This window comes from Pseudomonas sp. KD5 (genome assembly GCF_012932895.1).
Taxonomy (GTDB): Bacteria; Pseudomonadota; Gammaproteobacteria; order Pseudomonadales; family Pseudomonadaceae; genus Aquipseudomonas.
Map to the genome: position 1 here is coordinate 279,457 of NZ_JDWJ01000010.1, position 22,411 is coordinate 301,867.

Consider the following 22,411-nt stretch of genomic DNA (forward strand, 5'->3'; position numbering starts at 1 on the left):
AATTTTTCTTCACCCCACCGCCTCCCTCCAACCTGTACATTTCCCTCGCTCATTCAAGAAACTACGGTTTGCCCGCCCTCCCGCGGGCTTTTTTTTGCCTGCGATTTGGTTAGCGGTCGGTTCCAGCGACTGCTCCCACCATCATTTCAACCGATACAAATACGTATCCTGCGCCTCATGCGGCTGCAAACAAGGCCTCTGATAACACCGTCTGATCAAGCCAAACCCGGCCGCTTCGGCCAGCCGCTGGCTCGCCACATTGGCCGAGGCAATGGTCAGGTAAAACGTGAATCCGGGCATGCTTTTGATCAACGCTTCAAGCGCCGTGCGCATATAGCCTTTGCCCGAATACTCGGTATTGACCCAATAGCCGACCACATACCGGTTACGGTGCCGGGGCTTCAAGCCAATGCAACCGATGATCGCGTGCGCGGTATCGTCGACGATAAACAGCCGCCGCTCACCGGTTTCGCTTTTGAATTCATCGACTGCCCGCGCGAGGAACGATCGAGCCTCGTCCTCGGTGGTGTAGGGTTTGGCCCAGGGCAGAAATTTGGAGTGGACTGTAAAACTGGCGTTCAGCGCATGCTGCAACGCTTTACACCATTCGGGGTCGAGGGCGCTCAATCTCAATGTGTGAGTGCCAACTGTCAGCGCAAGCTCCATTGCATCATCCTTAACGACAAACTCCACGACGTCAGACAATAACAGCGCCTGGAAGGACGCTGCTACTCAGATCACCCCCGTCAATGCTGCCCCAACGTCACCCGTCACCTCTCGCTGGCCGTTCATGTTTCGTTAAGCATTCAACTCGTATGCTTGGGGTTCCCGGTCCCCTGCTCGGTTAGCCAGAAACTCATGTCACGCCCCGTCTCTTCACTGTTTCTGCTCGCCGTCCTGCTGTTTTTCTTCGCGCTAAGCAATCACCAATTACAAGGTTCCACGGAGGCCCGGGTCGCCGGAATTGCCATGGAGATGCACCTGGATAACGACTGGGTGACCCCGCATTTGTTCGGCGAGCCATTTCTTGAAAAACCGCCCTTGAGCTTGTGGCTCGACGCCGGGGCGATTCGCACATTCGGTGGTACGCCGTGGGCGGTGCGACTGACGTCCGCGTTTGCCGGGCTGTTCAGTGTGATGCTGTTGTACACGATGCTGCGGCGATTCAACCGGCCCAAGGTTGTTGCCTGGACGGCGGGGATTTTGCTGGCGACCATGGCCAGTTATTGGAGTAATACGCGCAGCGTCGGCGAAGACGCATTACTGGCCTTCGGCGTGAGTATGGCGCTGCTGGCGTTTTTTCATGGTCAACGGCACTCGACCGTCGGCAATGCCCTGCTGTTTGCTTCAGGAATCGCTATCGCGACCTTGAGCAAAGGCGTGCTGGGGCTGGCGATGCCGGGGGTGGTGATCTTCGCGTATCTGCTGGCCGAAACCTTGATGGACAAGCGCCTGAAGCCCTCGGACTGGCTGCGCCCCGGCCTGTTGACACTGTTGGGATTGGTGCCGCTGATGATCTGGCTCGCGGTGCTGTATCAGCGCGATGGTGTGCATGCCGTGGGAGAAGTGTTGCTGACCAATAGCGTCGGGCGCTTCAGCGGCTCCTTCGTCGAGGCCGGCCATTACGAGCCGTTCTACTACTATCTGGCCAAGCTGCCGGAGGCCTTCGCGCCCTGGAACATTCTGGTGTACCTGGGGCTGTGGCACTTTCGCAAAAGCCTGATGGCCAATCGTTACCTGTTGTTTTTCACGGTGTGGCTGCTGGCGCAGTTCGTCATGCTGACCCTGGCGTCGAGCAAACGCACGGTATACATGATGTCCATGACGCCGGCAGCGGCGGTGATTGCCGCAGAATATGCGAGCGTGCTGTTCGAGCGACTTCAAGCCTACACCGGTGCGTCGACCTTGCCGGGGCTGATTGTCCGGCATCGTCGTGGTGTAGGTGTTGGTGTACTAGCCTTGGTGATCGGCAGCTACGTCGCTGCGGCTCAATGGGCATTGCCTCACTCTGATCGCACACTGTCCTTCCTGCCGCTGACTGAACAGATTCAGGCATTTCAGGACAGCGGGCAGCAGGTCGCGTTGTTTCAGGCCAACGAGCGGGTGGGCGGCGCCAGTGTGTTCTACACCCGGCGCGTACTCAAAGGCCTGGATACCGAGGCGCAATTGCATGACTTTTTGAGTGCCTCACCGGCTAATGTGGCACTCATGTCTGGTGTAAATGAACCCGCCGCGCCCTTAAAGGTGATCAAGACAATGAAGGTGGGGCGTCAGGCTTACTACTTTGTGACCCTGTAAACGGCTCGGCGACGGGTACCGCAGCCTTCTGCAGCAACGGCAGTTCCAGCCGCGCCCGCCCATAGAACGCCAATGCCGTCAGCAAACACGTCAGCCACACGAAGATCCCGGACCAGAAGGTGTGGGACATGTAGTGCCAGCCTTGCAGGACTCGTGTCGTGCCATAGACGAAACCGAGCAGCAGCGAGCCGTACATCACCGCTTTGGCGTGCCGCCAGCGGTAGCGGCGAGCCACGAAGTACAGCGCGAGCATGGTGAAGCCACCCGACGCATGCCCACCCGGCCAGCAGCGACCGTCACCGGCTTCTTTCAGCAGGTCAAAATTCTGGTACCACTCCTTGTGCTCGATTTTCCCGGCGTACTGAGTGGTTTCAACCGGGCAATACACACTGGTGTGGCTCTTGAGGTAGTGGATAACACCGGTGCTGATGGAAAACGCGAACACCACATACAGGAAGTCCCGGCGGTGTTTACTGGCGAACCGAAGCACGGGCGCGACTTTGATTTTTTCCAGGAAGGCGATGATCTTCGAATGTTTCTCAGCCTTCAATCGCGGCCAGAGAAACGACAGCAAGGCGCCGATGATCGCGACCTCACCGGTCCAGTTCGGGATGATTCGCGCCCATTTATGGGTGATTTTCTCGAAGAGACGGACATGGTCCAACGGAAACAGCCGGGTTGCCGGGTCATAAAAAAGATCGCTGAAAGCGATGTCGATTTTGGTCATGTCAAACATCAGGAACACCGCGACCGCGCAGGCCAGCGGAATACCAAAGTTCACCCAGTAAAAGCGGTAACGGGAAGAAGTCAGCATCGTACGTCCAGATCCAGAGGGATGAAGAAGAAGCTCACTCGGTGGTTACCGAGTGCCAGTCAGAGGCTTCGATGGAACCAAGCATGCGAGGTTCCTGAGGTTTTTCAGCGGAGATAAACAGAGAAGCACCATAGCCTAGAGTAACAGTCGGCAGCTTGAGATCTTTTTCCAGTTGATCCATGCACTCGCTGTGAGTCACCAGAATCAGGTTGCGCCCGGCTACTTTGTGCGCCAGGGCATCGCGCAACATGCTGCCTCTGCAGTTGATCAACCAGTCTTCGCCGACGCCGACCTTGTTGAACATATAACTGGAGGTCTGTACCGCACGGATGATCGGACTGTTGTAGATATCGGCCTTGTTCAGGCCCAGATGTTCAAACTGTGCACCGACCCCCACCGCCACGCTACGCGAGCGATCCGTAATGCCATCATTGCCAATCAGACAGGCGGCGGTGGAGTGATCGCAACGCTCAACGTGACGCACCAGCACGATCATGTCGCCCTTGGCCCAACCCGCAGCCAGCGCACGGGCACCCGCCACATTGCCATGGGCCAGATCGGGCACAGCCGCAGGCCGCAACAGCCACACGGTCAGCGGGATCACCAGCAGCAGCGAGGCCACGATGACCGCGGTGTTTCGATAACGGGCCAAACGGCTCAGATCGATCGAGCGTTTTATCCCGAACAGACTCAGTCTCAATTCCACGTTTAGCCGCCTCGCCGGCATGCATCACAATCATACAAAGCCACCAGAGTAGAGAGTCTTGCGTCGGCTGCTGGTGAAACCCATGTGAAAAAAAGCTTAAGACCTGCGTAAAAATCTTGTTACAGAATCCATCCGACAAAATCCTTTCAGCTCCCGGGATTGCGGCCGATACATACCTGCTACACACCTTGCTGGCTCCCAAAAACAAAAATCTTCCAGCCAACCGACGATCAAAAGCGCAACGTTCCTGGAGGAATTTGATGAATAGCTGGTTCGGCAACATCAGCGTGAACCTGAAACTGGGCCTGGGATTCGGCCTGGTCCTGGCACTGACCTGCATCCTCGCCCTGACCGGCTGGACCAGCCTGGGCGGGTTGATTGACCGCAGCAACTGGATGAGCGACATCACTCAGCTCAATGCCGGCCTGACCAAGCTGCGCGTGGTTCGCCTGCAATACATGCTGACCAACGGCGACGAAACCGCCGCACAGAATGTGCAAACCACCCTGGACAGTTTTGTTGCTCAGCAAACCGCTCTGCTGGGCAGCTTCAAAAACCCTGAAAACGTCAAAATGCTCAAAGAGCAGGCCGCGACCATCGCCGCTTATCAGACGTCGCTGAACAAAATGCGCAGCGCCTACCGCACCGGCAACAGCGCCCGCGAAGCCATGGCAGCCAACGCCGAAACCGCTAGCAAGCTGATCGATGCGATCAATATCCGTGTGCAGCAAATGCCCTTGAGCGATCAGCGCTTCGAACAGTTCCTGGCCATCACCGCCGCCAAGGAAGCGTTCATTCTTGCCCGCTATGAAGTGCGCGGCTACACCGCCAACACCAATGCCGAGACCGAGCAGAAAGCCGTTTCCCAACTGGATGCGGCCATCGCCAGCCTGAAATCACTGAACACACATTTCGCCGAAACCCAACAAGACGCGCTGCGTCAGTTGGAAGCCGCCCTGAGCAACTACCGCAGTGCCTTGCAAGCCTATAAAGCCGCCAACACCGATGCGGTGCAGGCGCGTAAGGAAATGACCGATCAAGGCGCCGCCATCGTGACCCTGAGCGATAAGCTGTATCAATTCCAGCTCGACCGCCGTGATGCCGAAAGCGCCCAGGCCCGCACACTGCAATTGATCAGCACCTTGCTGGCGTTGCTGGTGGGCATCATCGCCGCCGTGGTCATCACCCGTCAGATCACCGGTCCGTTGCGCGATACCCTTAAAGTGGTCGAACGCATCGCCGGTGGTGACTTGTCTCAAGACATCAAAGTCACCCGCCGCGACGAGCTCGGCGTGTTGCAGCAAGGCATTGCGCGCATGGGCGTGACCCTGCGGGACTTGATCAGTGGCATCCGTGACGGCGTCACTCAGATCGCCAGCGCCGCCGAAGAACTGTCGGCCGTGACCGAGCAGACCAGCGCCGGTGTGAACAGCCAAAAAGTGGAAACCGATCAGGTCGCCACCGCCATGCACGAAATGACGGCCACCGTGCAGGAAGTCGCGCGCAACGCCGAAGAAGCTTCCCAAGCCGCAGCCGCCGCTGACGGTGAAGCTCGCGAAGGTGACAAAGTGGTCAACGAAGCCATCGCCCAGATCGAGCGGCTGGCCAGCGAAGTGGTGCGCTCCACTGAAGCGATGAGCGTACTGCAGCAGGAAAGCGACAAGATCGGCAGCGTCATGGATGTGATCAAGGCCGTGGCAGAGCAGACCAACCTGCTGGCCCTCAACGCTGCCATCGAAGCGGCCCGTGCCGGTGAGGCTGGTCGTGGTTTTGCGGTGGTGGCTGACGAAGTTCGTGGCCTGGCCCAGCGCACGCAAAAATCCACCGAGGAAATCGAAGGCCTGGTGGCCGGCTTGCAGAACGGCACTCAACAAGTGGCGGCGGTGATGAACAACAGCCGTACCCTGACCGACAGCAGCGTGGCGCTGACTCGCAAGGCCGGCGTATCACTGGAAAACATCACCCGCACGGTGTCCAACATTCAGTCAATGAACCAGCAGATCGCTGCCGCCGCCGAGCAACAAAGCGCCGTGGCCGAAGAGATCAGCCGCAGCATCATCAACGTACGCGACGTGTCCGAACAGACCGCCACCGCCAGCGACGAAACCGCTGCGTCCAGTGTTGAACTGGCGCGGTTGGGCAATCAGTTACAGATGATGGTGAGTCACTTCCGGGTTTGATATTCACTTTGCGGTGAATGATAAATCGCCTTCTCGGGCAAGCCTCGCTTCTACAGGTTCAGTGAGTAACCTGTACAAGGAGCGAGGCTTGCCCGCGAAGGCTATCTAACGCTTAGACACTAATCGCATTGGTAAACACCAACCGATTGCCAAACGGATCGGCCACGGTCATGTCCTGACTGCCCCACGGCATCGCCTGGATTTGTGGGTGCGCAAACTTATATTCCTTGGCCAGCAATTGCTGCTGGAACGCCTCCAGCTCATCGGTCTCGATGCGCAGGGCCGAGCCCGGTGTCGCGTCGCCATGGTGTTCGGAGAGGTGCAGCACGCACTCGCCACGGGAGATTTGCAGGTACAGCGGGAGGTTCGCCTCGAAGCGGTGCTGCCAATCAATCTTGAACCCCAGGAACTCGACGTAGAACTCCAAAGCCTTGGTTTCATCGAAAATCCGCAGGATCGGGGTGGTTTTGCCGAAACTCATGGGGTAACTCCCTGACTGAATGAGCCCAGTGTAGCTGGGCTGGATGTCAGCGCTTCGGCTTGGCGACGGCTTTCTTTAACTGCAATGTGCCACCATGAGACCTGGATCAAAAGATCGTCCGAACGCGGCCCGAACCTTCGGCAGCTTCTACGAAGGCGCGATCAATGAAACCCTTTACGCAAATCCCCCTCTCGCGCCAGAAATCGCCCTTCCCTTCTGCCGTTCGCCTGCCCGTCGCGATAACTCAAGGCACCATTGATCCATACGCCATCAATCCCTTGCGCCGCCCGTTGCGGATCGTTGAAGTCGGCCACATCGCGAATCGTCGCCGGATCGAACAACACCAGATCCGCCCAATATCCTTCACGAATCTCGCCACGTTCCTTCAAGCCAAAGCGTGCCGCCGACAACCCAGTCATCTTGTGCACGGCGGTGTGCAGCGGAAACAGGCCGACGTCGCGACTGAAATGTCCGAGCACTCGTGGGAAGGCGCCCCACAAGCGTGGATGCGGAAACGGGTCTTCCGGCAAACCGTCGGAGCCGATCATCGACAGCGGATGCGCGAGGATGCTTCGTACATCGGCCTCGTCCATGCCGTAATACACCGCCCCCGCCGGCTGCAGTCGGCGGGCGGCTTCGAGCAGCGCAGTGCCCCACTCGGCAGCAATGTCCATCAGATCCCGCCCCCCCATTTCCGGGTGCGGCGTGGACCAGGTGATGGTGATGCGATGGGCGTCGGTGACTTGCTTGAGGTCCAGCGTCGAAGAACTCGCCGCGTAGGGATAACAATCGCACGCCACCGGGTGGGTTTTCGCGGCGTGTTCGAGGGACGCCAGCAATTGCGGACTACGGCCCCAGTTACCGGCTCCGGCACATTTGAGGTGGGAAATGATCACCGGCGACTGTGCGTGGCGTCCGATGCGGAACGCCTCGTCCATGGCCTCCAGCACCGGTTCGAACTCACTGCGTAAATGGGTGGTGTAGACCGCGCCGAATGCCGTCAACTCTTCGGTCAACTGCATTACCTCATCAGTGGATGCCGAGAAGGCGCTGGCATAAGCCAGGCCTGTGGATAAACCCAAGGCACCGACCTCAAGACTGTCGCGCAGTTGCTCGCGCATCGCGCTGATTTCAGCGTCGGTCGCGGTGCGATACAGATCATCCAGGTGATTGCTGCGCAACGCGGTGTGCCCCACCAGCGCAGCTACGTTCAGCGTGGTATTGGCCGCTTCGACGGCGGCGCGATAGTCGCTGAAGCGCGGATACACAAACGCCGCGGCGGTGCCGAGCAGGTTCATCGGGTCCGGCGGATCACCGCGCAAACTCACCGGCGACGCGCTGATCCCGCAATTGCCGACAATCACCGTGGTCACGCCCTGGCTGAGTTTGGGCAGCATCTGTGGCTGGCGAATCACCACCGTATCGTCGTGGGTATGCACATCGATGAAACCCGGCGCCAACACTCGGCCAGCGGCCTCGATTTCTTCGATGGCGCGAGCGTCGTGCAAGTCGCCGATTCGCTCGATGCGGCCATTCAGAATCGCCACGTCAGCGGGGTAACCGGGGGTGTTGCTGCCATCGATAATCAGCGCATTGCGGATCAGCGTGTCGTACGTCATGTCAGTCTCCCAGCGGCAAGTGATCGTCGCCGCCGCGGTAGTCGTCCAGGGCCAGTTTGATCCGCCGCAGACGTTCTTGATTGTCTTCAGGACTGGCCAACGCCAGCTCGGTGGCGAGCACATCGATGGCCAACAACATGCCGTAGCGCGCCGCCGTGGGTTTGTAGATAAAGGAAGTCTCGGCGCTTTGCAGCGGTAACAGCACATCGGCCAATTGCGCCAGCGGCGAGTCGGCGCGGGTGATGGCGAGAATTCGTGCGCCGTAGCTGCGCGCCAGCTCCACCGCTTCGAGCAGTTCGGGCGTGATGCCGGTCAACGAACAGGCGATGACCGCGTGTTCGGCGCCAAGGCTGGCGGCGGTGACGCGCATCATCACCGGGTCGTGACACACCGCAATCGGGTAGCCGAGGCGCACCAGGCGCACTTGCAGTTCATCGCTGCACAGGGTCGAGCAGCCGCCCATGCCGAAGGCGTGAATCATCCGTGCCTTGCCCAACAGTTTCACCGCATCGGCGAAGCGCGACTCATCGAACGCCGCCAGGTGCTGGCGCAAGGTCGACTCGATATCGCCGACAATCTGCCCGTAGAACGCCGACTGTTCGGGCGTGCCCGCCGGGTCCAGAAAGCGGCTACCGACGCCACTGGCCTGGGCCAGTTGCAGGCGCAAATCCCGCAGGTCGCGGCAACCGACTGTGCGGGCGAATCGCGACAGCGTGGCAGTGCTGACTTCCGCTCGCTGCGCCAGCTCATCGAGGCTGGCGGAGGCGGCAAATCCTACGTCGTCGAGCATCAGCCGGGCGATGCGTCCTTCACCGGCGCTGAAGGATTCCTGACGGGCGCGGATCTGATAGAGGATGTCCATGGCGGATGGCTCCGACTAAAGCAGGTGAGAAAGGCCAACGGTCAGGCCGAAGGCGACCAGCGAGATCAGCGTCTCGAGCACTGTCCAGGTCTTGAAGGTCTGGGTGACGGTCATGTTGAAGTATTCCTTGATCAACCAGAAGCCGCCGTCGTTGACGTGGGAAAAGATAACCGACCCCGCCCCCGTCGCCAGCACCAACAGCTCCGGGTGGGGATACCCCAGACCAATGGCCACCGGCGCGACAATCCCTGACGCGGTGGTCATGGCCACGGTGGCAGAACCAGTGGCGATGCGCATCAACGCGGCGAACAGCCACCCCATCAACAGCGGCGACAACTGGAATTCATCGGCCAGGCTGACGATCTGATTGGTGACGCCAGCGTCCACCAGAATCCGGTTCAAACCACCACCAGCACCGACCAGCAAGGTGATGCTGGCGGTCGGCGCCAGGCATTCATTGGTGAACTTGAGGATCGACTCGCGATTGAAACCCTGGGCCAGCCCGAGGGTCCAGAAACTCAGCAAGGTCGCCAGCAGCAGGGCGATCACCGAGTTGCCGATGAACAGCAGGAACTGATTGAAACCGCTACCCGGCGTGGAGATCAGGTTGGCCCAGCCGCCGATTAACATCAGCACCACCGGCAGCAGAATGGTGGCCATGGTGACACCAAAGCCCGGCAGGCTATCGCGCGGCTCACGCTCCAGGAACTGGCGTTCCAGGGGGTTATCGGCCGGCAGTTGAATGCGCGGCACGATGAATTTGGCGTACAGGGGACCGGCGATAATCGCGGTCGGAATACCGATCAAAATCGCATAGAGCAAGGTCTGCCCCACCGACGCCTGATAGACCTGCACCGCCAGCATCGCCGCCGGGTGTGGCGGTACCAGCGCGTGGACCACCGAAAGCCCCGCAACCATCGGCAAACCGACCATCAGAATCGACACGCCCACCCGCCGCGCCACGGTGAATGCGATGGGCACCAGCAAGACAAAACCGACCTCGAAGAACAGCGGCAACCCTACAAGAAAGGCGATACACACCATCGCCCAGTGGGCATTTTTCTCGCCGAAACGGTCGATCAAGGTGCGCGCCACCTGCTCCGCACCGCCGGACTCGGCCATCATCTTGCCGAGCATCGTGCCCAGCGCCACCACCAGCGCAATGTGCCCCAGCGTCTTGCCAACCCCGGCCTCATACGCCCCCACCACACCCGACGGCGGCATCCCCGCCAACAGCGCCAGGCCGATAGACACCAGGGTGATCACAATGAAGGGATTGATTCGGTAACGGGCGATCAGAACGATCAGCGCAATGATGGCGATGGCGGCGTAAACCAACAGCCAATAGCCGAAGGAAAGCGTCATGCGGTACTCCTCGAAAGGGTCACGTCGAATGGGTTGTGAAACTCATAAATCATTTCGACGGATTACTTTCAAACGAAGTGAAAGTAATTTTCGTGGAGGGGTAAGGGATGTCGTGCAGAGGTATGGGAAATCGCGGGTTATGAAAATCGGATAGCGGAATTTTCATCGCGGACACGGATCGTTCCCACGCAGAGCGTGGGAACGATCATCACTCATCGATTTCAGTCGTGATGTTCGCTGGCGCGCTTGAGCAGTTTCTTGCAGCGCTCGGACAGGTACAGTACGCGTAGCTGCTTGCCAGCCTTGGTGTAGCGCTCGCGCAATGTCTTCAGCGCGGCGATGGCCGAGTAATCAACGAAGCTCAAGTGGCGACAGTCGACGGTGACCACGGATGGATCATTGGCGGGATCGAACTGGTTGAGAAAAGGCGTCGTCGAGGCGAAGAACAACGTGCCGTGCAGGAGGTAGAGCTTGCTGCCGTCGGCTTCAACGTGACTGTCGGCATACAGCTCGCGAGCGTGTTGCCAGGCAAAGTTGAGCGCCGCAATGATGATCCCGCACAACACAGCGATGGCCAGATCGGTGAACACGGTAATCACCGTGACCGCGATGATCACCAAGACATCGTTCAGCGGCACCTTGTTCAGTACCCGCAATGAAGCCCAGGCGAACGTCTGCTGCGACACCACGAACATCACCCCAACCAATGCGGCCAGCGGAATGCGCTCGATCAGCGGCGAAAGGAACAGCACAAACAGCAGGATCATCCCCCCGGCCACCGCACCGGACAGCCGACCGCGACCGCCGGAGCTGAGGTTGATCACGGTTTGCCCGATCATCGCGCAGCCACCCATGCCGCCGAACACACCAGAAACCATGTTGGCAGCGCCCAAGGCCACGCACTCGCGATCCGGATAACCGCGACTCTCGGTGATCTCGTCGGTGAGGTTCAGGGTCAGCAGGGTTTCCAGCAAGCCGACCACCGCCATCAATATCGCGTAAGGGACGATGATGCGCAGGGTTTCCGGGCTCCAGGGGATGTCTGGCAGCGCAAAACCCGGCAAGCCACCGGCAATGCGCGCCATGTCGCCCAGGGTACGGGTCGGCAGGCCGAGCAGGTAAACCGCCAGCCCAACGCCCAGAATCGCCACCAGCGCCGGCGGTACGGCCCGCGTCAGGCGCGGCATCAGGTAAACGATGGCCATCGTCAGCGCCACCAGCCCGATCATCATGTACAGCGGCGCCCCACTCAACCAGGCCTCACCGCTCTTGAAGTGCTCCAACTGGGCCAGCGCAATGACAATCGCCAGACCGTTGACGAAGCCGAGCATCACCGGATGCGGCACCATGCGCACCAGCTTGCCCAGCCTCAACAGACCAAACGCCAACATGATCAGTCCGCCCAGCAGCACCGTCGCCAGCAAGTACTGAACACCGTGCTGCACCACCAACGCAACGATCACCACCGCCATCGAGCCGGCGGCACCCGACACCATCCCCGGCCGTCCGCCGAAGAGCGCAGTCAGGGTGCAGATGATGAAAGCGCCGTAAAGCCCCATCAATGGATTGAGGTGGGCCACCAGCGCGAAAGCGATACATTCGGGGAGCAGGGCGAAAGAGGTGGTGAGTCCGGCCAGGACATCGGCGCGCAGACGTTTGGGTTTCATGGCTTACCTAAAAATACAGGCGGGAAAAGAGGGACGCGGATGTTACGGAATTGACGGCGGGCGGGCCAGTGAATGGGTGGCCTGCTCGCAATGAACGATCACGCGGCCTGCGAATCAGCCCCTGAAATCGGCAATCGCATAAGCCGCCAATTTGCCCTGGATAAAGTCCAGAAAGCACTGGATCCGTAGGGCCAATTGCGAGTTGCGGTAGTACACCGCGTTGATGGGTTGGCGATATCCGCTGTTGAACTCCGCCAGCAGCACCTGCAAGCGACCGGCGCGGATGTCGTCGATGGTCATGAAGTGCGACAGGCAGGCAATGCCTTGGCCGGCCAGCGCCAGGTGCCTGATCGTCTCGCCACTCGACGCGCTGATTGACGCTTGAATCGGCCAACGGTCACCGTGGACATAGCGCAGTGGCCATTGGTTGAGACCTTCGTTATGGGTAAAACCCAGCAGCGTGTGCTCGCTCAAATCCTCGACAGCGCTCGGTACGCCGTGTTGTTCCAGGTAAGCTGTACTTGCGACGATGTGCAGCGGGCTGCAACCCAGGGAGCGGGCGTGCAGGGTCGAGTCGGCCAGCGTGCCGATGCGGATGGCGATGTCGGTGCTTTGTTCGAGCAGGTCGATGATCAAGTCGTTGCTGTTGAGTTCGAGCTGGATGTCCGGGTAGAGACGGCGGAACTCATCGATGTACGGCACGATGGCGTGCAGCATGAACGGCGACGCGGCGTTGATCCGCAGTCGCCCGGACGGGGTTTGCTGGCGTGAGGACAGGCGCTCTTCGAGCTCGTCCATCTGATCGAGAATCAGCTTGGCGTGCTCGAAGAAATATTTGCCCTCTTCGGTCAGGTCCATGCGCCGCGTGGTGCGATTGATCAACGTGGTATCGAGCTTGGCCTCCAGCCGCGACAGCGTGCGGCTGACCGCCGACGGCGTTTGCCCGACTTGCTCAGCCGCAGCCGAAATCGACCCGCACTCAATCACGCAGACGAAAATCTGCAACTCATCGGATCTGGCTTTCACGTGTGTCCCTTATCGATAGTCCTGCGCTGCTTCAGATATCGATAGTAGCCGAGCGTCATGCCTTAAGGCCAAACACCTCGGTCAAGTGCTGCTCATAACGCGCCACATCCGCTTCGATATTCGGGCGCTTCATCACATCGACGCACAAAAAGGTCGGCAGACCGGTCATGCCGAGGAAGGTATTGGCCTTGTGGAACGGCAGGTACACCGCGTCCACGCCCTTGGCTTCGAAGAAGTCGGTCGAATCGTCGAAGGCTTGCTGCGGGGCGTTCCAGGTCACCGACAGCATGTACTTTTTACCGTGCAACAAGCCGCCGCTGCCGTACTTCTGCGACGCGTCGGAGCGCGTGCGACCGTCGCTGGCGTAGAGGCTGCCGTGGCCCGCTGTGAAGACTTCATCGACGTACTTCTTGACCGTCCAGGGCGCGCCCATCCACCAGCCGGGCATCTGATAAATGATCACATCGGCCCAGAGGAATTTGGCGACTTCCTCGGCGACGTCGTAGCCCTCGTCGATGAACGTGGTTTTCACATCCACACCACCGCGATCCAGCACGCTCAACGCTGCTTCGTGCAGCGTCGTGTTGTAGCGACCATCGGAGTGGGCAAATTTTTTGCCGCCATTGAGCAACAGGACTTTTTTCATGAGAAATCTCGCAAGGTTGGAATCGATGGCGGCAGCCTAACGATCAGCCTCGCGCGGAATAAGCGCTCCATCCGCAAAATTCATTTGACCTATACGCACGAATCCACAAGCGATTGTTGCCATAAACTTGCGCCGATTCTGACTGTTTAGGAGATTCTGATGAGCGAACTGCAAGGCTTCATCCTGCACGCCAAGACCCGCCCGGAAAAAGCCGAGGCCTTCGAAGCGTTCTTCCGTGCCTATGTCGAACCGAGTCGCGCCGAACCCGGTTGCATCGAGTACCACATGCTGCGCGACAAACAGGACCCGACGCTGTTTATCTTCTACGAGATCTGGCAATCCCAGGCCCATCTGGACGTGCACTCGAACCTGCCCCATATGAAGCAGTTCCTCGACATGCGCATGGAGTATCTGGAGCGGGATTTCGATATCCGCCCGATCGAAATGCTCAGCACATCGTCCGCTAGCCGCTGATCAGCAAGTGGCCGCCGAGCACGCCGAGGCCGATGAAGAACACGCGCTTGAACAACACGGCGCTGATCCGCTGGCGCAGCCATTGCCCCAGCAACATGCCGAGCACCGCCGGGATCAGCGCCAGCAGCGACGCGCTCAACTCGCCACCGCCGAGGGCGCCGCGCCATAACAGGCCGGCGGCCAACGCGAGAGTCGAGACAGTGAACGACAGGCCTAGCGCCTGCACCAGTTCATCCTTGTTCAAGCCCAGCGCTTGCAGATAAGGCACCGCCGGAATCACGAAGACACCGGTGGCCGAGGTGATGACGCCCGTCAGCACACCGCAGAGCGGACCGAGCCAACGCTCGGTGCGACCGCCGACGCGCAAGGTCGGCAGGAACAACCCGCTCAAGGCGTAGATCAACAGCGCCGCCCCCAGCCCCCGTACCACCCAATGTCCACCGGCCATGCCGATCCACACTGTGCCAGCACCAGTGCCGATGAAAATCGCCAGCAACATCGGCCATAACCGGTTGAGCAACCCGCGCAAATGACCGCCGAATGCCAGTTGCCAGACATTGGTCAGTGTCGCGGGAATGATCAACAACGCCGCAGCCTGCGATGGCGCCATAGCCAGACCGAGCAAGCCCATGGCAATGGTCGGCAGGCCGAGGCCGATCACGCCCTTGATCATCCCGGCCAGCAGGAAGGTGGCGACAATCAATAAGGACAGGACCAAGCCCAGATGTTGATAGAACGCGGCAAGTGTATTCATGGGGCTATCGTGGGCCCTGAACGGTGCCTTGAAAATCTGCCATATACTGAGGCTGCCTCTTGCTCTACAAGAGGCAAATGATCCGGGACACTGTATGCACTTCGACCTTACCGACCTGCGCCTCTACCTGAACATCCTCGACACCGGCAACATCACCGCCGGTGCCGCCCGCAGCCATTTATCACTGGCGGCGGCGAGTGCACGAATCCGCGCGATGGAAGCTTCACTGGGCATCGAATTTCTGGAGCGAGGTCGCCGCGGTGTCAGCCCCACTCCGGCCGGCAAGGCGCTGGCGCAGCACGCCCGAGTCCTGTTGCAACAGGCCGAGCGCATGCACCAGGACCTGGTCGAATACGCCAAAGGCGTCAAAGGCCAGGTGCGGTTGCTGTGCAATACCACTGCGATCACCGAGTACCTGCCGGAATTGCTGGCGGACTTTCTGCGCGACCATCCGAACCTCGACATCGACCTGCAGGAACTGCCCAGCACACGCATCACCCACGCCTTGCGCCAGGGCGCAGCAGACCTGGGGATCGTATCCGACGCCGTGGATACCGACGGCCTGCAAACCCGCTATTTCCGCGACGATCCGCTGGTGCTGATCCTGCCGCGTGATCACCCCTTGGCCGACACCGGACCGCTAAATTTCAGCGCCACTTTGCACCACGATTACGTCGGTCTGAACGCCAACAGCGCCTTGGCCATTTACCTGGAAGAACAGGCCCTGCACAGCGGCTTGCGGATGCAGGTCCGCATCCGCGCCGATGGTTTCGAGGGCGTGATGCGCATGGTCGCCCGGGGAGCGGGGCTGGCGATCGTGCCCTTGGCGGCGGTCGAACGCTGGCCGGCTGAAACGCCGTTCAAAAGCGTTGCACTGGAAGAGCCGTGGGCTCGCCGCAAACTGTTGCTGTGCGCCCGGGACTTCACCGTACTGCCCCGTTATGCCCAGGCCTTGCTGAGCGCCTTGACTCTGCCCTGAGGGGCAGGTTTTTGCCCGCCGGAAAATCTTTGAGCGTTTGCGCGTTTCTGGACAGCTCGATGTCGAATACAGACAACTGAGCGGAGCATGGGCGCTATAGGGTGCGACTTCAGTTCTTCAGTACCACTTTCTATATTCCAAGGCCCGGAGTCCACATGACCGCACCGATTACCGTTCTTCGCGACACTCACCCGTTGCCCGTACTCGACGCCTGCAAATGGGAAAAGCTCGAAGGCGATCCGCACACCGTCAACCTCAACGCGTACACCAGCGAAGATGGCAGCAAGATCATGGGCACCTGGATCTGCACGCCGGGCAAATGGTATGTGGAATACGTGAAGTGGGAATACTGCCACTTCCAGGAAGGCTACTGCATCATCACCCCGGAAGGCATGGCGCCGATCCACCTGCGCGCCGGTGACATCTTCGTCATCGAACCGGGGATGAAAGGCACGTGGGAAGTGGTTGAAACCGTGCGCAAATATTTCGTGTTTGCCTGATGCAAAAAACCGAGAGACCACCCGACGTGGTCTCTCGGTAAAAAGGCATGCATGAACTCTGTGACAAGGGAGCTTGCTCCCTCACCACAATCCCCTTATTGGGGTTTGCGATAGCTGTTGATGATCGCCGAGAAGTCCTTGCCCCCTTCCCCACGCAGGCTCATCGCCTGATACAACTGCTGGGCCACCGCGCCGAGCACGACCGGTTGGTGCGCCTGACGTGCCGCCTCAGTGGCCAGCCCCAGATCCTTGAGCATCAGTTCAGCACCGAAACCGCCGGTATAACCGCGCGAGGCCGGCGCCGTTTCGACGATGCCCGGCCACGGGTTGTACATCTCCGAACTCCAGCAACGCCCGGTTGAACTGTTGATGACGCCCGCCAGCACGGTTGTGTCGATACCCAGGGCGCTGCCCAGCGCCATGGCTTCGCTGACACCAACCATGGAAATCCCCAGCAGCAGGTTGTTGCAGATCTTGGCGATTTGCCCGGTGCCGACTTCGCCGCAGTGGACGATGTTGCGGCCCATCTGCGCCAGCACCGGTTGCAGAGTGGCGAACAGTTCAGGCGTGGCGCCGACCATGAAGGTCAGCGTCCCGGCCGCTGCACCGCCAGTGCCACCGGAAACCGGGGCATCGGCCATGGCCACGTCCTGCTTTGCGGCCGCCGCGGCAACATCTCGCGCCGTCTGCGGATCGATGGTGCTGCAATCCACCGCTGGCACGCCTTTGGCGATGCCCGCCAGCACACCGTCTTCACCCAGCCAGACACTGCGCACATGGGCCGCCGCCGGCAACATGGTGATCACCAGTTGCGCGTCTTTCGACGCTTCCTTCGGTGAAGTGCTGATGGTGCCGCCGAGTTGAGCCAGTTCGGCCAGCACGGTTTGATTGAGGTCAAACAGGTTCAGCGAATGGCCGGCCTTGATCAGGTTGCGCGCCATCGGCGCGCCCATGTTGCCGAGACCGATAAAAGCGATTTTCATGTCCGGCTCCTTAGCGCAAGTGGATGGTGGTGTTCACACCGTGGTTGATGCTGTCGTCATCGAACCAACGTGCAGTGACGGTCTTGGTTTGAGTGTAGAACTGCACCACTTGCTTGCCATACGGACCGAGGTCGCCGAGCTTCGAACCACGGGAACCGGTAAAGCTGAAGAACGGTACCGGCACCGGGATCGGGATGTTGATGCCGACCTGGCCAACGTCGATTTCCGACTGGAATTTACGCGCCGCCGCACCGCTCTGGGTGAACAGACCCGTGCCGTTGCCGAACGGGTTGGCGTTGACCAGAGCGATGGCCTCATCGAGGGTGTCGACTTCCAGCACTACCAGCACTGGGCCGAAAATTTCCTGTGTGTAGATCTGCATCTCAGGGGTTACGCCAGAGAACAGGGTCGGGCCGACAAAGTTGCCCTGCTCGTAGCCCGGAACAGTGATGTCGCGACCGTCCAGCTCCAGCTTGGCGCCTTCCTTGATCCCGCTTTCGATCAGCTCGAGAATCCGTGCCTTGGCCCGCTTGGAAATCACCGGACCCACATCAGTGCCTGGCTCGCTGCCGGCATTGACCTTGAGTTTCTGCGCCAGCGCCTTGAGATCCGGCAGCCATTGTTTGGCCGCGCCCACCAGCACCACCACCGAGGTGGCCATGCAGCGTTGCCCGGCCGCACCGAAACCGGCGCCGACCAGTGCATTGAGCGCTTGCTCGCGGTTGGCATCGGGCAGCACAACGGCGTGGTTCTTGGCCCCCATCATCGATTGCACGCGCTTGCCGTGTTTGCCGGCCAGATCGTAGACATGCGTGCCGACTGCGGTCGAACCGACGAACGAAACAGCCTTGATGTCCTTGTGGGTGCAAAGCGCATCCACCACATCCTTGCCACCATGAACGACGTTGAGCACACCTGGCGGAATGCCGGCTTCAATCGCCAGTTCCACCAACAGCATGGTCGACATCGGATCCTGCTCGGAAGGCTTGAGCACGAAGGTGTTGCCGCAGGCGATGGCCATCGGGAACATCCACAGCGGAATCATCGCCGGAAAGTTGAAAGGGGTAATGCCGGCGCAGACGCCGATCGGCTGACGCAGGGTATAGGTATCGACACCGCCTGCGACGTTCTCGGCGAACTCGCCCATTTGCAGGCTGCCGATGGAGCAAGCGTGCTCGACCACTTCCAGGCCACGGAAGATATCGCCTTCAGCGTCGGCGATGGTTTTGCCCTGCTCATTGCTGAGCACCACGGCAATACGCTTGGAGTGCTCGCGAATCAGCGCTTGAAGCTTGAGCATGATGCGCATCCGCGCGCCGATTGGCGTCAGCTTCCAGGTCTGAAAGGCGCGATGGGCGGCGCTGATGGCTGCATCGACTTCAGCAGCGGTCGCGAAGGGGACTTTGGCCAGCACTTGCTGGGTCGCCGGATTGACGATGTCGTGCCATTCGGTGGTCTGGGATTCGACCCACTCGCCATCGATCAATAACTTGACCTTTTGTACGGTGGTTTCTAGCGATGCGTTCATGTCGGGTCTCCGGGACGTTGTTCTTATTTAGAGAGCTATCTTGGGAGCCAAGGCGAGAAAGTCGCCTTGAGATGAGGCGTGTGTCGCGATTTGGTTGTCGGACTGTTTTTGGAGTATAGATGTGCAAACTTCTAATAAGAACGCACATAAAAGCCGGTCCATCATGCAAAAAAACATCACGTCTTTAGGCTCGTTGAACTGGGATGACCTCAAGTTTTTCCTTGAAGTTGCCCGTACTCGCAAGGCCAGCACCGCAGCCAAGCGCCTGGCGGTGGACTACACCACCGTGTCGCGACGCATCAGTTCGCTGGAGACCTCGTTAGGTACGCTGTTGTTCGAGAAGTCCCGCACCAGCGGCTTCGTCCTGACTGCTGAAGGCCAGCGTCTGCTGGGTTACGCCGAGTCGATCGAAAGCACTCTGCATATGGCTTGCGAGCAGGTCTCGGGCTCAGGCGTCGCGTTGTCCGGGCATGTGCGCATGGGCTGTACCGAAGGGTTCGGCAGCTTTTTCATCACCCCGCAGCTGAGCCATTTCGTCGACGCCTACCCGGCGATCTCGGTGGACATCCTGCCGCTGCCCCACTTCATCAGCCTGTCCAAGCGCGAGGCAGACATCGTCATTGCGCTGGAGCGGCCGGAACACGGCCCTTATGTCTGCTGCAAACTCTGTGACTATCGATTGCAGCTGTACGCGACCCAGGATTATCTGGACAAGCACCCACCGATCCGCCGTCCGGCAGATTTGAGCAAGCATCAATTCATCAGTTATGTGGACGATCTGGCGTTCAGCTCGGAGCTGCTGTACCTGGCGAATGTGCTGCCCGGTGCCAGTGCCAATCTGCGCAGCACCAGTGTGATCGCGCAGTTCGTGGCGGCGCAGCAAGGACGGTCACTGGCGATTCTGCCGTGCTTTTTGGCGGCTCAGGACCCGCGGTTGCTGCCGGTGTTACCGCAAGAGATCACCATCACCCGGCAGTTCTGGATGTACTGCCGGGAGGACCTGCGCAAGCTCAAGCGGATTACCTTGTTGTGGGATTACATCCGTACCGTCACCGAGCAGAATCAGGCGCTGTTGATGGGGGAAAGTCGGGAGATGGTGTTCGCCGATTAATCGGCACTCACCACGATCGACACCCGGCGGTTCTCGGTGCGCCCGGCCGCGGTGGCGTTGGAGGCGACGGGCTTGCTGCTGCCCAGGCCGCGTAGCTGGATGTTTTGTTCTTTTATGCCGACAGCGGCCAATACCGCTTCAACGCTTTTCGCGCGACGCAGGGAAAGTTGTTCGTTATAGGATTCCTCGCCCGAGGCATCGGTATGGCCGTCAATCCTCACCCGCTCGATTCCCACGCCCAACAACGCCTTGCCAATGCGTTCGACGATCTGGGTACTGGCAGGGTTGAGGTGTTCGACATCGCTACCGAACAGCACTTTGCCGGACAGGCCGAAGGCCCAGCCCTCATCCGTCATCTCGAAACCTTGTTGCTTGAGTACAGCGATCTGCGCTGGGGTCAGTCCTTTCTGCGGTGTCGTCTGGCAACCGGTCAATGCCAGCAAGGTCATGAATAAGCTAATCGTAAAAAATCGCAGAGAACGCTGAGTGAATGTGAACACAAAAATTAGCTCCTGGTTTGAAGATGGACGACAGAGTGCTCCGACCCTGCCGTGTGGTGAGCGCCTCGGGAAAGGCGTTTGGCCTGATACATCGCGGTATCTGCAGCATCGAGCAGCGCACCGGGCGTAAGCCCATGATCCGGGTACACGGCGATGCCGATGCTGAGTGAAGTCAACACCTGGGTACCGCCCGGCAACAGGATTGGCGCGTCCATACTGGCAATGATTTTGTCGGCAATCCGTTCGGCGTCTTCTATCTTGTGCAGCGGCGTCAACAGCACGGCAAACTCATCGCCGCCCAGACGCGCAACCAGATCCTCTTCACGCAACTGCGCACGAACCCGGGTCGCCACGGCGATCAGCACCGCATCACCGGCAGCGTGACCAAAGTTGTCATTGATCTCCTTGAACCGGTCGCTGTCGAGAAACAGTACGGCCACTCCCTCATCCAGCTTGCCTGCATTGCGCAAGGCGCGCATCAGGCGGCCTTCGAAAAACGCCCGATTCGGCAACCCGGTAAGGCTGTCATGGCTGGCCTGGTGGGCCAGGGTTTCGTTTTCGCTTTGCAGATGGGTCTGCCAAGACTCGAGCTCGTCGAGCAAAGCATTGAAGTCGTTGCCCAGGTTGTCGAGTTCGGCAATGTCGGCGGGCGGTACGCGCCGGTCGAAAGCACGCTCGCTACGGGCGGCGTGAGCCACGGCAGCCAGGCTGCGCAACGGGCCGGTGATCCCTCGCAATTGCCGACGCGCCAGATAAAGCGCTACCCAGGCACTGACAGCGGTACACAAGACGATTCCGACCAGACCGCTGAGCAAAAAGCGCATCAGGCTGCCGCCGTGACCGATGAGCAAGATGCTGCCGATTTCCCGACCTTGATGAGTGATCGGCATGCTGATGGGTTTTTCCAGAATCGTTCGGGCAATCTGCATTTCAAGATCGGAGAGCCACCCCGTTTCCGGTCGTTGCCAACGTGCGAGCAACTCGCCTTGCTCGTCCATCACTTGTGCATCAGCCACTTCTTCAGTGGACGCGATCAATGCCAGCGCTTCGGTGGCGGCGGCCTTGTCGTTGAACACCACCGCGGCTTCCACGGTGTAGTTGATCGAACGGGCAATCAGATGCAGGTTGTGATCGGCATAGACCCGCAAAGCCAGAACACCCAGCAGGGTCAGTGAAACACTGGCCATGGCCACACCCACCAGGGCGACGATCAAATGTCCACGACCGATAACCGACCCCAGGGTCGGACGTATGCGAGGTTTGAATAGACTCATGGCGCCGCCGGCTTGCGGCGCGACAGTTGCAGCACACTGGGATGAATACGCACACCGCTGCGGGCGACCGAGTCGAGGTTGACCTCGAAGGACACCTGCTCATCACCGACCCGCAGACAGAACAGACTGCCAACAGTGCATTGATCGCCGCCTTCGCTGATGCTCACCACCGGGCGTCCCGTCAACGAGGCGAATAGCCGACTGCGTTCATCGCCGGTCAGCTTGCCGATGTACACCGCATCGCATTCACTGGCGATGACCGGATTATCGGCCAGCAACCGTCGTACAGTAACCGGTCGACCCGTGGCTTGTGTGGTGCCTTTGACCAGGTCGTCGGTGTATTCAGTGGGACCGACCACGCACAGACGCAGTTGTTGGGGCTCAACAGGCCATCGGGCATAACTGAGGATCCCGAGTACCACCTGAGTGACCGACCTGGCACGTTGGTCGGCTTTGCTCACGATAGTTTCCGACTCAGCACAGGCAACGCCCGTCAACAAACAGAGGAGGCCGGCAAGCAGCACTTGTTTGCAGCCAACGACGCGCTCTGTCGCCCAGACAGCCAACTTCATGCAGGAATTCTCTACGATCGCAACAAAATGATGCCGCAACGATAGCACAGCACTGAAACACCAGCGAGGCGA

The 22,411-nt window shown here is 59.7% G+C and carries 22 protein-coding genes; 6 read left to right on the forward strand and 16 right to left on the reverse strand.

Annotation, left to right across the window (positions count from 1 at the left end; genetic code table 11):
- Positions 1–141: 141 nt before the first annotated feature.
- Complete coding sequence (locus tag AF70_RS22570) at positions 142–666, reverse strand: GNAT family N-acetyltransferase (RefSeq protein ID WP_028939927.1); 525 nt, start codon at positions 664–666, stop codon at positions 142–144.
- 192 nt (positions 667–858) lie between these two features.
- On the opposite strand from AF70_RS22570, the gene AF70_RS22575 reads away from it, so the two are divergent.
- Positions 859–2,298 (forward strand): glycosyltransferase family 39 protein, encoded by a 1,440-nt coding sequence (locus AF70_RS22575; RefSeq protein WP_028939928.1) that lies wholly within the window; start codon positions 859–861, stop codon positions 2,296–2,298.
- Here AF70_RS22575 and AF70_RS22580 read toward each other — a convergent pair.
- On the reverse strand, positions 2,249–3,112 hold the full coding sequence (locus AF70_RS22580; protein ID WP_019582631.1) for a phosphatase PAP2 family protein: 864 nt from the start codon (positions 3,110–3,112) through the stop codon (positions 2,249–2,251). The genes AF70_RS22575 and AF70_RS22580 overlap by 50 nt on opposite strands.
- Positions 3,113–3,146: 34 nt before the next feature.
- Complete coding sequence (locus AF70_RS22585; RefSeq protein ID WP_026331955.1) at positions 3,147–3,818, reverse strand: phosphoglycerate kinase; 672 nt, start codon at positions 3,816–3,818, stop codon at positions 3,147–3,149.
- 260 nt (positions 3,819–4,078) lie between these two features.
- Between AF70_RS22585 and AF70_RS22590 the strand changes: the two genes are divergently transcribed.
- Positions 4,079–5,998: a methyl-accepting chemotaxis protein gene (locus AF70_RS22590; protein ID WP_028939929.1), complete on the forward strand. Its 1,920-nt coding sequence runs from the start codon at positions 4,079–4,081 to the stop codon at positions 5,996–5,998.
- 112 nt (positions 5,999–6,110) lie between these two features.
- On the opposite strand, the gene AF70_RS22595 is transcribed toward AF70_RS22590, so the two are convergent.
- The 7 genes from AF70_RS22595 to AF70_RS22625 form a co-directional block, all read right to left on the reverse strand.
- A complete protein-coding gene (locus tag AF70_RS22595) occupies positions 6,111–6,479 on the reverse strand; it encodes a glyoxalase superfamily protein (RefSeq protein ID WP_018929431.1) in 369 nt (122 codons plus the stop codon).
- A 161-nt stretch (positions 6,480–6,640) separates the two neighbouring features.
- Complete coding sequence (locus tag AF70_RS22600; RefSeq protein WP_028939930.1) at positions 6,641–8,098, reverse strand: amidohydrolase family protein; 1,458 nt, start codon at positions 8,096–8,098, stop codon at positions 6,641–6,643.
- A gap of 1 nt (position 8,099) precedes the next feature.
- Positions 8,100–8,960, reverse strand: coding sequence for a MurR/RpiR family transcriptional regulator (locus tag AF70_RS22605; protein ID WP_019582627.1), 861 nt, complete (start codon positions 8,958–8,960; stop codon positions 8,100–8,102).
- Between the two features lie 15 nt (positions 8,961–8,975).
- The gene (locus AF70_RS22610) at positions 8,976–10,325 is read right to left on the reverse strand and encodes a gluconate:H+ symporter (RefSeq protein WP_028939931.1); all 1,350 of its coding nucleotides are present in this window, start codon (positions 10,323–10,325) and stop codon (positions 8,976–8,978) included.
- Positions 10,326–10,546: 221 nt separating this feature from the next.
- Positions 10,547–11,992, reverse strand: a complete 1,446-nt coding sequence (locus AF70_RS22615; RefSeq protein ID WP_028939932.1) for a SulP family inorganic anion transporter — start codon at positions 11,990–11,992, stop codon at positions 10,547–10,549.
- Positions 11,993–12,106: 114 nt separating this feature from the next.
- On the reverse strand, positions 12,107–13,018 hold the full coding sequence (locus AF70_RS22620) for a LysR family transcriptional regulator (protein WP_018929425.1): 912 nt from the start codon (positions 13,016–13,018) through the stop codon (positions 12,107–12,109).
- Positions 13,019–13,073: 55 nt separating this feature from the next.
- The gene (locus tag AF70_RS22625; protein ID WP_018929424.1) at positions 13,074–13,664 is read right to left on the reverse strand and encodes an NAD(P)H-dependent oxidoreductase; all 591 of its coding nucleotides are present in this window, start codon (positions 13,662–13,664) and stop codon (positions 13,074–13,076) included.
- Positions 13,665–13,823: 159 nt separating this feature from the next.
- Here AF70_RS22625 and AF70_RS22630 point away from each other — a divergent pair, with 159 nt between their 5' ends.
- On the forward strand, positions 13,824–14,138 hold the full coding sequence (locus AF70_RS22630; protein WP_028939933.1) for a putative quinol monooxygenase: 315 nt from the start codon (positions 13,824–13,826) through the stop codon (positions 14,136–14,138).
- On the opposite strand, the gene AF70_RS22635 is transcribed toward AF70_RS22630, so the two are convergent.
- The gene (locus AF70_RS22635; protein ID WP_028939934.1) at positions 14,128–14,892 is read right to left on the reverse strand and encodes a sulfite exporter TauE/SafE family protein; all 765 of its coding nucleotides are present in this window, start codon (positions 14,890–14,892) and stop codon (positions 14,128–14,130) included. The genes AF70_RS22630 and AF70_RS22635 overlap by 11 nt on opposite strands.
- Before the next feature lie 94 nt (positions 14,893–14,986).
- On the opposite strand from AF70_RS22635, the gene AF70_RS22640 reads away from it, so the two are divergent.
- Complete coding sequence (locus AF70_RS22640; RefSeq protein ID WP_028939935.1) at positions 14,987–15,871, forward strand: LysR substrate-binding domain-containing protein; 885 nt, start codon at positions 14,987–14,989, stop codon at positions 15,869–15,871.
- A gap of 155 nt (positions 15,872–16,026) precedes the next feature.
- The gene (locus AF70_RS22645; protein WP_007900627.1) at positions 16,027–16,371 is read left to right on the forward strand and encodes a cupin domain-containing protein; all 345 of its coding nucleotides are present in this window, start codon (positions 16,027–16,029) and stop codon (positions 16,369–16,371) included.
- Between the two features lie 95 nt (positions 16,372–16,466).
- Here the strand turns inward: AF70_RS22645 and mmsB are convergent, their stop codons facing one another.
- Both mmsB and AF70_RS22655 read right to left on the reverse strand, forming a co-directional pair.
- A complete protein-coding gene (mmsB, locus tag AF70_RS22650) occupies positions 16,467–17,354 on the reverse strand; it encodes a 3-hydroxyisobutyrate dehydrogenase (RefSeq protein WP_019582621.1) in 888 nt (295 codons plus the stop codon).
- A gap of 10 nt (positions 17,355–17,364) precedes the next feature.
- A complete protein-coding gene (locus AF70_RS22655) occupies positions 17,365–18,882 on the reverse strand; it encodes a CoA-acylating methylmalonate-semialdehyde dehydrogenase (protein WP_019582620.1) in 1,518 nt (505 codons plus the stop codon).
- A gap of 163 nt (positions 18,883–19,045) precedes the next feature.
- Between AF70_RS22655 and AF70_RS22660 the strand changes: the two genes are divergently transcribed.
- Positions 19,046–19,993 carry a LysR family transcriptional regulator gene (locus AF70_RS22660; RefSeq protein ID WP_028939936.1) on the forward strand — a complete coding sequence of 316 codons (948 nt, stop codon included), beginning with the start codon at positions 19,046–19,048 and terminating at the stop codon, positions 19,991–19,993.
- Here AF70_RS22660 and AF70_RS22665 read toward each other — a convergent pair.
- The 3 genes from AF70_RS22665 to AF70_RS22675 are packed head-to-tail and all read right to left on the reverse strand — an operon-like array spanning position 19,990 to position 22,339.
- Positions 19,990–20,442 carry an OmpA family protein gene (locus tag AF70_RS22665; protein ID WP_172901212.1) on the reverse strand — a complete coding sequence of 151 codons (453 nt, stop codon included), beginning with the start codon at positions 20,440–20,442 and terminating at the stop codon, positions 19,990–19,992. The two genes, AF70_RS22660 and AF70_RS22665, sit on opposite strands and share 4 nt — an antisense overlap.
- 56 nt (positions 20,443–20,498) lie before the next feature.
- Positions 20,499–21,767, reverse strand: a complete 1,269-nt coding sequence (locus AF70_RS22670) for a diguanylate cyclase domain-containing protein (protein ID WP_028939938.1) — start codon at positions 21,765–21,767, stop codon at positions 20,499–20,501.
- Entirely contained in the window at positions 21,764–22,339 is a 576-nt protein-coding gene (locus AF70_RS22675; protein ID WP_028939939.1) for a YfiR family protein, read from the reverse strand. Before AF70_RS22675 ends, AF70_RS22670 begins: the two co-directional genes overlap by 4 nt.
- Between the last annotated feature and the right edge of the window lie 72 nt (positions 22,340–22,411).

Excerpts from the sequence above, each read along its gene's own strand:
- AF70_RS22570 (WP_028939927.1), bottom strand. The coding sequence starts at position 666 with ATGGAGCTTGCGCTGACAGTTGGCACTCACACATTGAGATTGAGCGCC.
- AF70_RS22575 (WP_028939928.1), top strand. The coding sequence starts at position 859 with ATGTCACGCCCCGTCTCTTCACTGTTTCTGCTCGCCGTCCTGCTGTTT.
- AF70_RS22580 (WP_019582631.1), bottom strand. The coding sequence starts at position 3,112 with ATGCTGACTTCTTCCCGTTACCGCTTTTACTGGGTGAACTTTGGTATT.
- AF70_RS22590 (WP_028939929.1), top strand. The coding sequence starts at position 4,079 with ATGAATAGCTGGTTCGGCAACATCAGCGTGAACCTGAAACTGGGCCTG.
- AF70_RS22595 (WP_018929431.1), bottom strand. The coding sequence starts at position 6,479 with ATGAGTTTCGGCAAAACCACCCCGATCCTGCGGATTTTCGATGAAACC.
- AF70_RS22600 (WP_028939930.1), bottom strand. The coding sequence starts at position 8,098 with ATGACGTACGACACGCTGATCCGCAATGCGCTGATTATCGATGGCAGC.
- AF70_RS22605 (WP_019582627.1), bottom strand. The coding sequence starts at position 8,960 with ATGGACATCCTCTATCAGATCCGCGCCCGTCAGGAATCCTTCAGCGCC.
- AF70_RS22610 (WP_028939931.1), bottom strand. The coding sequence starts at position 10,325 with ATGACGCTTTCCTTCGGCTATTGGCTGTTGGTTTACGCCGCCATCGCC.
- AF70_RS22615 (WP_028939932.1), bottom strand. The coding sequence starts at position 11,992 with ATGAAACCCAAACGTCTGCGCGCCGATGTCCTGGCCGGACTCACCACC.
- AF70_RS22625 (WP_018929424.1), bottom strand. The coding sequence starts at position 13,664 with ATGAAAAAAGTCCTGTTGCTCAATGGCGGCAAAAAATTTGCCCACTCC.
- AF70_RS22630 (WP_028939933.1), top strand. The coding sequence starts at position 13,824 with ATGAGCGAACTGCAAGGCTTCATCCTGCACGCCAAGACCCGCCCGGAA.
- AF70_RS22635 (WP_028939934.1), bottom strand. The coding sequence starts at position 14,892 with ATGAATACACTTGCCGCGTTCTATCAACATCTGGGCTTGGTCCTGTCC.
- AF70_RS22640 (WP_028939935.1), top strand. The coding sequence starts at position 14,987 with ATGCACTTCGACCTTACCGACCTGCGCCTCTACCTGAACATCCTCGAC.
- AF70_RS22645 (WP_007900627.1), top strand. The coding sequence starts at position 16,027 with ATGACCGCACCGATTACCGTTCTTCGCGACACTCACCCGTTGCCCGTA.
- mmsB (WP_019582621.1), bottom strand. The coding sequence starts at position 17,354 with ATGAAAATCGCTTTTATCGGTCTCGGCAACATGGGCGCGCCGATGGCG.
- AF70_RS22655 (WP_019582620.1), bottom strand. The coding sequence starts at position 18,882 with ATGAACGCATCGCTAGAAACCACCGTACAAAAGGTCAAGTTATTGATC.
- AF70_RS22660 (WP_028939936.1), top strand. The coding sequence starts at position 19,046 with ATGCAAAAAAACATCACGTCTTTAGGCTCGTTGAACTGGGATGACCTC.
- AF70_RS22665 (WP_172901212.1), bottom strand. The coding sequence starts at position 20,442 with ATGACCTTGCTGGCATTGACCGGTTGCCAGACGACACCGCAGAAAGGA.
- AF70_RS22670 (WP_028939938.1), bottom strand. The coding sequence starts at position 21,767 with ATGAGTCTATTCAAACCTCGCATACGTCCGACCCTGGGGTCGGTTATC.
- AF70_RS22675 (WP_028939939.1), bottom strand. The coding sequence starts at position 22,339 with ATGAAGTTGGCTGTCTGGGCGACAGAGCGCGTCGTTGGCTGCAAACAA.